General features: G+C 35.3%; 5 protein-coding genes. 2 read left to right on the top strand and 3 right to left on the bottom strand.

Annotation, left to right across the window (positions count from 1 at the left end):
* Positions 1-52 precede the first annotated feature (52 nt).
* Positions 53-841, bottom strand: a complete 789-nt coding sequence (locus tag ACFFIX_RS25830) for a reverse transcriptase domain-containing protein (RefSeq protein ID WP_378939264.1) — start codon at positions 839-841, stop codon at positions 53-55.
* 666 nt (positions 842-1,507) lie between these two features.
* Here ACFFIX_RS25830 and ACFFIX_RS25825 point away from each other — a divergent pair.
* Positions 1,508-2,248 carry an alpha/beta hydrolase gene (locus tag ACFFIX_RS25825; protein ID WP_378939262.1) on the top strand — a complete coding sequence of 247 codons (741 nt, stop codon included), beginning with the start codon at positions 1,508-1,510 and terminating at the stop codon, positions 2,246-2,248.
* A gap of 99 nt (positions 2,249-2,347) precedes the next feature.
* On the opposite strand, the gene pdxR is transcribed toward ACFFIX_RS25825, so the two are convergent.
* Positions 2,348-3,823, bottom strand: a complete 1,476-nt coding sequence (gene pdxR, locus ACFFIX_RS25820; protein WP_378939260.1) for a MocR-like pyridoxine biosynthesis transcription factor PdxR — start codon at positions 3,821-3,823, stop codon at positions 2,348-2,350.
* A 269-nt stretch (positions 3,824-4,092) separates the two neighbouring features.
* On the opposite strand from pdxR, the gene ACFFIX_RS25815 reads away from it, so the two are divergent.
* Entirely contained in the window at positions 4,093-5,031 is a 939-nt protein-coding gene (locus tag ACFFIX_RS25815; protein WP_378939258.1) for a DMT family transporter, read from the top strand.
* A gap of 807 nt (positions 5,032-5,838) precedes the next feature.
* Here the strand turns inward: ACFFIX_RS25815 and ACFFIX_RS25810 are convergent.
* Positions 5,839-6,579 carry a class I SAM-dependent methyltransferase gene (locus ACFFIX_RS25810; RefSeq protein WP_378939256.1) on the bottom strand — a complete coding sequence of 247 codons (741 nt, stop codon included), beginning with the start codon at positions 6,577-6,579 and terminating at the stop codon, positions 5,839-5,841.
* Positions 6,580-6,677 lie beyond the last annotated feature (98 nt).

Here is a 6,677-nt window from a genome sequence, read left to right as displayed (position 1 = left end):
GCGAGAGGCCTTCTCTCATCTTAAGTGCAGCATTGCGTACCAGGTGTGCTTTTCAAGCACACTTTGTTTGCATTCGTGACACACAATCATCTGCATAGCGCACTATGAATGCTTGCCCCTTGCACTGTTTCCGAATCTTTTTCTCAAACCATAAGTCAAGGACATAGTGAAGGTATACATTGGCTAGTATCGGTGATACTACTCCACCTTGCGGTGTACCATGGTTTGTCTTGTATTTCTTACCTTCCTCCATGTATCCACCTTTTAAGAACCTACCGATTATTCTCAGTAAGCTAGGGTCGGCGATTCGTAGTTTTAGGAACTCTATCATCCATCTATGGTCAACATTGTCAAAGCATCCGCGAATATCTACATCTACTACATAATTTACTGATTTCTTTTCGATATAGTGGTTTAGTATTTTCAAAGCATCGTGACAACTCCGATTTGGACGGAATCCAAAAGAACAGTCTAGAAAGTCATTTTCATTGATGGTATTTAGTATTTTCGTGATGCCTTTTTGTACAATTTTATCCTCATGTTCCGGTATTCCCAGTGGTCTTTTCTTGTTGGAATTGAGCTTTGGAATATACATTCTCCTTACGGGAACAGGACGATAGCTTTTGCTTTTGAGCCTACTTACTAAATCTACTATGTTTTCTTCCAAATTTTCACCGTACTGCTCTTTAGTTGTACCCTTAACCCCAGTTGCCTTTTTATTGGGTAGTTCACGATGACATTGAACTAGTGATTCCTCATTTAATAAATGTGTAAGAGATGTAAATTTCATTTTGGGTTCAGATTTTGCTATTTCTACTATCCTTAGTAGTTTTGTTTCCATTTATATCCCTACCTCTGTGTGTAGTAAATGTTTCCCTAGTAAGGGTGATAACTGGTAGCTAGCCTTTCCTCCATCGGCATTACCCGATTTCATTGGTACTACGCTGCTATCCGACTCCCTACAATCGGCATTTGGTTTCCTTGCTTATTATCGCTTGTACACCATACTCTTCAAACTGAAAAGACCGGTAGGGTCTCCCGAGTTGCCGTATCATATCAATGTATAACGTGCCAAGGTCTCTGACTCCAGAGAGGTTTTAACCTTCTTGCCTTTAACAAAGGTTAAAATGTAGCTTTCTGCGGTGCTTAAAGCATCAGCCCTCTCGATTTACTAACATTATGGAGCTCTATCCCTTCAACCGCTTGGCTTTCGGCCCGCCATCTAACTGTCTACGCTTAAAGACTAAAGTTACCTTTAGCCCTCCAAGACTCGGTACGAGCGAATGGCTAGTTCTTACTCGGCGGGAATCCCACCCGCTATATGATACGACCTAGGCTCGGCCGCACAAGCACCCATTACTTTAAGTACACTTTTTCACAAGAAAAAATAGGTATTTAATGTTGCTTTGAAATAAAGTTTGATAAACCAACCCAAATGTTTTCAGATAAAATAAAGTATATAATACCAACTATAAAGAAATTCTGAATATATAGGGGTGTAAAATGAATGGTAAAAGTCGTTCAACCAAAGTCTTTCTTATTAAAAGGCGGGAAAAAGGCGGTTTTATTATTGCATTCCTTTACTAGCAATACGGTGGATGTGAAAAAACTAGGAAGGTACCTGAATCAAGAAAATTATACTTGTTTCGCTCCATTATATGAGGGCCACGGATTATCCAGCGAACAATTACTTCTTACGAACCCTAGTGATTGGAGGAAAAGTGTAGAAGGAGGTTACCAATTTTTAAAGAATGAGGGTTATCAAACTATTGCTGTAATTGGTGTATCATTAGGTGGCATTTTCGCTTTAAACGTAGGTCAAAAATTAAATGTTAATGGTATAGTTACGATGTCTGTTCCTTATAAGAGAGATGTAGACATGTTAAAAAGTCGTGTCCTAAAATATGCATTAACTTATAAACAATTAGAAGGAAAAGGCAAGGAGCAAATATCTTATGAATTGGATCATTTAAAAGCATCTTCATTTAATAGTTTATTACAGTTTAAGGAATACATTGACTTAACAATGGAAGGATTGTCGAGAATTGAGAAGTCTATATGTATTTTATATGGAGAATTAGATGAAGTCTTATATAAAGAAAGTGCTGATTATATCTATCAAAATGTATCTTCGGAAAGTAAAAGTGTAAAGGGTTATTCCAATTCAAGACATTTAATGACATTAGGTGAGGATCAAGAAGAAATCCAAGCTGACATTTTATCTTTCTTAAACAATTTACAATGGTGATTCTTTCAAGCACAAGAGAGAAGTAATCAAACGTAAACGGTTTGCTTATTTCTCTCTTCTTTCTAACAATCTGTTTTATTTTTCAAGGAATAACTCAATTTAAAAATTCGGCCTATTTTCACTTATTTTTTGGGATGAAATCGCAGCATGAAAGATATTACATAATGTTGTAATTCCATGTGTTAATAGTTCCTCATTTATATATGAGTAACTAATACGCAAATGATTATTTTCTTGCCCTACTGGATAACATGCTGATCCTGGTAAAAATGTTATCTGTTGTTTTTTTGCTTCTGATAAAAGAAGATGACTATCAATCCAAGAAGGCAAACTGATCCATAAATTTAATCCTCCTTCTGGTATCGTCCAAGATACACCCTCAGGAGAAAGACTTGTAAGTAAATCAAGAGCTAAATCTCTTCGGATTTTTAGAGCCGTCCTCAACTTCTTTGAGTGATCTATCATTCTTTTAGAGTTAATCAAGGGAAGAATAGCCTTTTGTGTAAGTAAAGGACTTCCTAAATCAGCATTTGCTTTTGCAGCTAATAAACGATTGAAAATAGAGCCAGAAGCTGTTAATATTCCTATTCTACAACTCGGAGCAATCGTTTTGCTCAATCCTCTTAAATAAATTACATTACCAAACTGATCCATGCTTTTAAGGGTGACAGGTGGTTTTTTTTCAAAATAAATCTCACTGCATGGATCGTCCTCCACAATAATACAATGGATACTCCCGGCTATATCAAGTAACTGCTTACGTCGTTTTAGAGACATAACAACACCTGTTGGATTATGAAATGTAGGAATCGTAAAGATAACTTTTGGTCTATGTTTTTCACACACGTTTTGGAGTATATCTATTCGCATTCCATCTTTATCAACAGGCACCGTAAGTATGGTAGCACCTCTTCCCCGAAAAATATCAATTGCCCCCGGGTATGTCGGTGCTTCCATTACCACCACATCCCCAGGTCCAACAAATGTACGAGCAATAAGATCTATACTTTGTTGAAGACCACTTGTAACTAAGATATTTTCTGGTGTAGAAGTAACCCCTGACCTTTTTAAATAGGCAGACATTTCACTCCTTAGTTGATTATCACCTTGAACATTCCCGTATATAGACAATAACTCTGGATTCTCCGAAAGAACCTGTTGTACCTCATGCTCAAAATATCTGTTTGGAAGTAGTTTAGGATCTATCATGGACGATGAAAGATGAACTTTTTGAGGAGCAATATGATAACTAGCAAACTGGGATCTTGGTAGATAATCTTGAAGTGATAATTGCCAATCGTATGAAGGTATTGCTTCTTCTTTCTTTTTCTCGCTTATTTTTGCTTTTACAAAAGTACCTTTTCCTTGGATAGAAGTAGCAAATCCATCTTGTTCTAATTGTTTGTACGCCTTAAAAGCTGTAACCAAACTTACTTCCAGTTGTTTGGAAAGACTACGTACAGAAGGCAACTTCGATCCCTCTTCTAAAAGTCCTGAACGGATTCGGTCAACAATAGATTGATATATTTGTTTAGATAGTGATTCCCCTCTATTTCTTTGAATATCAATTTGCACCATAAATCCTCCTAAGTGTTATACATTTAGTTAGTGTTATAGATTTATTTCATATAGCAGATGTTAATATATTTATTTTAACACTTGAAGGAAATTTATTCATACATAAGAATAAAACGCTATTAAGTAAGTCTTCATACAGAAGTTCCACAGATGAAAACACAAAGGTTAAGTGTTATATAAGTGTGTTGAGTGTTATACACACGTTAAAGTAATATAGCACTTATAGTTGAACATAGCATTACACTTGGAAAATGGAGGAGTAACTTGTGAATCAAAAACGCTTATTACTAACTTACGGTTTAGTATTTTTTGTTACAGCTATTTGGGGACTTAATCTTGTTATAATTAAAGTATTGGTGGAAGATTTACCCCCTCAAACAATGACAGCTTTTCGAATTATGATGGCTGGGATTACAGCATTAATCATAATCGTTCTGGGGAAATCATTTCGTCGTCTATCGAAAAAGGAATGGATCTATACATTACTTGGAATGTTATTCGGTGTCACCTTACACCACTTGCTTATAGCAGTAGGCTTAACAATGATTGATGCTTCGAATGCTTCTTTAATTCTTGCATTAGTTCCACTCACAACTGCAATACTTGCTGTTCTCTTTTTAGGTGAACAATTAACAAAATTACGAGTGATTGGTTTTAGTCTAGCATTAACCGGCGTCTTCTTTATTCAGGGTGGATCATTCAGTAACATGCAATTATCTCAGGGAGAATTAATTTTATTTATTGCCATGTTTGTCCAAGCCATTAGTTTTATTTTCGTAAAAAAGGCAACAGAAACACTTGATTCAAAACAGGTAACAACAATAATGTACCTAGCTGGCTCAATTGGATTGTTGATTATTAGTTTTATAACCGAACCTGGAGGGGTCAGTGAAATGACTTCTGCATCTTTATTTACTTACTTTTTATTTATCGTATCAGGGTTAGTGGCAACAGGAATTGGATATATTGTTTTTAATGCAGCTATTCAGCAGATAGGTGCAGGACAAACAGCTATATTTAACAACTTTGTTCCATTTTTTGGTCTTGTATTTTCCGCTATTTTTTTAAATGAAACAATTACAACTTCACAATTAATTGGATTTGTATTTATTGTAGCTGGTGTTCTATTTGGTACAGGTTATATTGAAAAACTATGGGAGAAAAAACATAGACGGATTAATAATACTAAAAAGAGTGTGGGATAAACTATCAGGTTCCGTTATTAAGTACAAAACACAAAGAAACTATTAAAATCGCTTATGAAGTCGCAATTGATTTCGTAGGCATTTTTTTATTGCTGTAAGAGTATTTTGGCCAGTTAAACTAAACTGCTAGTTAGCTTAAGTATACTTGTTCACAATCTCTTATCATCTACTTTAACGTAAATATCCATTTTCTTTTTAAAACGAAACCATAAACGACCGTTTTTGGTGATTATCGTAGAGTGGTTTCCCGTTGGTTCTTTGGTTGATTTTCTTATATCCAAAATCCAAACCAAAAACAATTACCCAAAACATCGCTCTTTCAACGTTTTTGGTCATACTAATTTACGTTATTTGTCTTAGCGTATAAAATCCGCGAAATGCCGTCAGGACCCCTATATATTGATTCATAATGTAACGTTTTTCTTCTGACCACGTTATTTAAGATTTAATCTTCCACTCTCCAACCTTTTACATTTAATTGATATTAACCCAAAAACGAACAAGTAAAACCTGTTCGTTTCCTAAAGTGCACCCATGCCGGGCGCACTTCAAAAACGGACTTACCATTAGGTAAGTCCGTTGCTAAATCAGTGTGTACGGTCAATTAATTAACTACTTTTTTATAAAATTAGTAAAATTTCTCCTATGTATGAGATGTTTAATGACCTAAGAAATTTTTTGTCGTTGATCCAGAACTTAATTTCAGTTGCTTTACATATTTTTATAAGCGAAAAAGCTACCAAACGAATGTTTATGGTCTAAGAAAATACTTTATGAAGTTATGACTTTCTGTACATAAGCGGCAAATTATAAATCTATTTTTGCACCTTTCTGACAAATAAAGATCATACGAGGTGAATGCTGTGAATTAAAACGACTTGCATCATAGTGACCTAGGATGTTCTGAACGACAAGTCCATGTTCATTTAGCATAGATATCATTTTTTCTAAATTATATAACTTAATAACCTCTTCATATCGTTTTTCATCGTTACCGGATTTAATGATGATTTTTTTATGTACATGTCCTTCCTCTACTTTCCTATATTGAATCAGTTCTACCGATCCAACTTCCTCTCTTGAAAACGAAATAAGATTTTCTTTAACAAATGTAGGATTAAGATAATCCATAATAAAGTATCCTCCATCCTTCAAAGAATGGCTTACTCCCTCAATCACTTTCTCATTCTCGTCATCACTGTCAAAATAACCGAAGCTTGTAAACATATTTACAACGAGGTCCATTTCTTTACGAAACGGAATCTTCCGCATGTCACACCTCATATATTGAATAGGCATGTTCAATGACAAGTGAATAGCCTCTTGAAGAAGTGGCGCAGAGAGATCCACTCCAGTCACTCTCCAACCAAGCTGAGCAAGGTAGCGAGAATGTCTTCCGTAACCACAGCACAAATCAAGAACAGATTGACCATTCTTCCAGGGGATTAATTCAAGAAGATCCTTCAATTCACTGCCTGCTTCACTGTGCCTGTGTTGATAAATTTTTATATAGTCGGTTTGAAAATGTTCTTCATACCACGCGTTCATTCCTTGTTCACTCTCCTAATCTATCTTTAAAATAATATTGTTTCCTAAAGGAATTTATTTGAAATTCAAAACGAAAAAGTTACGATTTATGAGTTAGG

It is taken from the genome of Metabacillus herbersteinensis (genome assembly GCF_042433335.1).
Taxonomy (GTDB): domain Bacteria; phylum Bacillota; class Bacilli; order Bacillales; family Bacillaceae; genus Metabacillus; species Metabacillus herbersteinensis.
Note: the sequence above shows the minus strand (reverse complement) of the source record. Positions and strands in the feature narration are given on the sequence as shown.

Excerpts from the sequence above, each read along its gene's own strand:
- ACFFIX_RS25830 (WP_378939264.1), bottom strand. The coding sequence starts at position 841 with ATGGAAACAAAACTACTAAGGATAGTAGAAATAGCAAAATCTGAACCC.
- ACFFIX_RS25825 (WP_378939262.1), top strand. The coding sequence starts at position 1,508 with ATGGTAAAAGTCGTTCAACCAAAGTCTTTCTTATTAAAAGGCGGGAAA.
- ACFFIX_RS25810 (WP_378939256.1), bottom strand. The coding sequence starts at position 6,579 with ATGAACGCGTGGTATGAAGAACATTTTCAAACCGACTATATAAAAATT.